The following is a 2,568-nucleotide window of genomic DNA, read 5'->3' on the forward strand; positions in this document are numbered from 1 at the left end:
GGATCAGATCGTCAAGTAGAAAATTGCGAAATAGGAATATGTACTGGCTGGGCTGGTCCTGATATGGCTGGAGCTATGATTCTTAGAAATTAGGAGGGGACAAAATGGAATTCCAAARACCAATTCCGCTGAAAACACAAGATAATAGTCCGTATTGGGATGGAGCAGAYCGTCATGAACTGATTCTACAAAAATGTAAAAGTTGTAATGAATATTCACATCCTCCAGGTCCGAGTTGTGCAAAATGCGGCAGTACTGAACTAAGCTGGGAAAGCCAAGGCAATGATATAAATGGAAAAGTTTATTCGTATATTGTTTCTTATCGTCCTTTTCTTCCAGGGTTTCAAGATGATTTACCGCTCATTATTGCGATTGTTGAATTAAATAAGTTGCCACAGGTCAAATTAATCGGAAATATTCTTCAATGTTCACCTGATGATATTGAAATAGGAATGCCTGTTAAGATGGTTTGGAAAGAAATTACGGAAGACCGCTCACTTCCGCAATGGACTCAAGTGTAGAAAAAAAATTTTGTTTAGCTAAAAAGGAGGAAAGAAAACTATGGATTTTTCATTTACAACAAAAGAAGAAGAATTCCGACATGAATTGAGAACCTGGCTTGAAGAAAATTTACCTGAAGGTTGGTTAGATGGAACTAGCAAAATATCTAAAAATGAAGGTGAGTATGCTATTTTCTTGAGAAACTGGCAAAGAAAATTATATGAAGGTGGTTGGGCAGCGATTGCTTGGCCTGAAAAATATGGAGGTCGAGAAGCAACGTTGATGGAGGAAATTGTTTATCAACAGGAAATGGTTCGTGTAAAGGCGCCTGCACTTGTAAATTATGTAGGCATTCATATGGTAGCACCGACTCTAATGCAAATTGGGACAGAAGAACAAAAATCAAAGTATATCCAAAAGATTCTCACAGGTGAAGAGGTATGGTGTCAAGGATATTCCGAACCAAATGCAGGATCCGATTTATCAGCTATTCAAACAAGCGCAGTGAAAGATGGAGATCGTTGGATAATAAATGGTCAAAAGGTATGGACCAGTTTTGGTCATTTAGCGGATCGATGCTTTTTACTAGCTCGAACTAATCGTTTCGATAAGAAGCATAAAGGAATAACTGTGTTTCTTTTAGATATGAATCAACCAGGAGTAGAAACTAGACCTATCATTCAAATGGATGGTCAGCATGATTTTAATGAAGTGTATTTAAATGATGCGATTGCGTATGATGCTGAAATTGTTGGTGAAGTGGATGAAGGTTGGAAGGTTACAATCGCCCTGCTTATGCACGAGAGAACTGGAATCGGCGGACAGGTTTTTACACTAGAGCAGCAGTTTAATGAACTTGTGTCTTTGACTAAAGAGTTAAAAGAGGATGATCAGCCATTAATGGCTAACCCGCTTGTTCGTAAAGAAATGATAGATTTATATACTCGTACCCGTGGTTCGCTATTAAATTATTATCGGAATTTAACGAAAACATTAAAAAACGGTCACCCGGGAGCGGAAGGCTCAATGGATAAATTGATGGTAAGTGAACTCACCAAAGAACTTCTTTCTCAATCGATATCTCTACAGGGTCATCAAGGCATTTTATGGAAAGAAGATGCAATCACTGCCAATTCATACTGGCAAAATAATTATCTTTATTCCTTCGGCCAGACAATTGGCGGAGGAACGAGCGAAATACAAAAAAACACAATTGGAGAAAGAATTCTAGGTTTGCCGAAAGATATGGGACGTTAAGACTAAAAAGGGGTGATTAAAGATGGATTTTTCTTTAAATCAAGAGCAAGAGATGTTTCGAGGATATGTCCGAAAGTATTTAGATGATGCCGGGCAAACAAAAACGGCCCGTGAATTTATAAAAGGTGAAACAGAATCATTACAATCAATATTAACAGGTATGGCCGAATTAGGTTGTACAAGTATTAATATTTCGGAAAATTACGGAGGAATGGGTTTAGGTCCTCTAGATTTAATACCTGTTCTTGAAGAAACTGGTCGTTCTTTATTGCCAGGCTTATATTTAGAAACGAATGCACTTGCAGTTCCATTACTAGAAAAATTCGGTACGGAAGAACAAAAAGAAAGATATTTGTCCGAAATTTCGAATGGGACAAAATCATTTTCTCTAGCTTGGTTGGAACCAGGTGGAAGTTATAACCCATCTGGTATTAATCTAGCAGTAAAAGAAGAAAATAACCATTTGGTATTAAATGGTGTGAAATCATTAGTTCCCGATGCGGAGTTAGCTGATCATTATATCGTACTAGGTCGCACCAGTACAGGTAATGGTAAAGAAGGGATTTCATTAATCATTATTGATCGAACAGCAACAAACATGACTATCCAAAGCCAAAAAAACATTGATGAAACGCGACGATTAGCAGAACTAATATTCACTAATGTTGAAATTCCAATGAATCAAATACTTGGACCTCTCAATCATGGCTGGGAAACTCTTCAAGAAGGGTTACTCTCTTTCAATGCGGCTCTTTCCGCAGTAATTGTCGGTAGTATGGAGAAAGTGGTAGAGATGGCTGCAGAGTATGC

3 protein-coding genes are annotated in these 2,568 nt (G+C 37.8%); all 3 read left to right on the plus strand.

The features are described 5' to 3' along the window. Nucleotides 1-104: 104 nt before the first annotated feature. Nucleotides 105-521 carry a Zn-ribbon domain-containing OB-fold protein gene (locus AC1DUW_RS25580; RefSeq protein ID WP_477643799.1) on the plus strand — a complete coding sequence of 139 codons (417 nt, stop codon included), beginning with the start codon at nucleotides 105-107 and terminating at the stop codon, nucleotides 519-521. A gap of 40 nt (nucleotides 522-561) precedes the next feature. Continuing rightward, complete coding sequence (locus tag AC1DUW_RS25585; RefSeq protein WP_053346288.1) at nucleotides 562-1,758, plus strand: acyl-CoA dehydrogenase family protein; 1,197 nt, start codon at nucleotides 562-564, stop codon at nucleotides 1,756-1,758. A 22-nt stretch (nucleotides 1,759-1,780) separates the two neighbouring features. Continuing rightward, nucleotides 1,781-2,568 (plus strand): acyl-CoA dehydrogenase family protein (locus tag AC1DUW_RS25590; protein WP_477643800.1); only part of this gene is annotated, 788 nt, incomplete at its 3' end.

Source organism: Peribacillus sp. P4_C12, assembly GCF_056402095.1.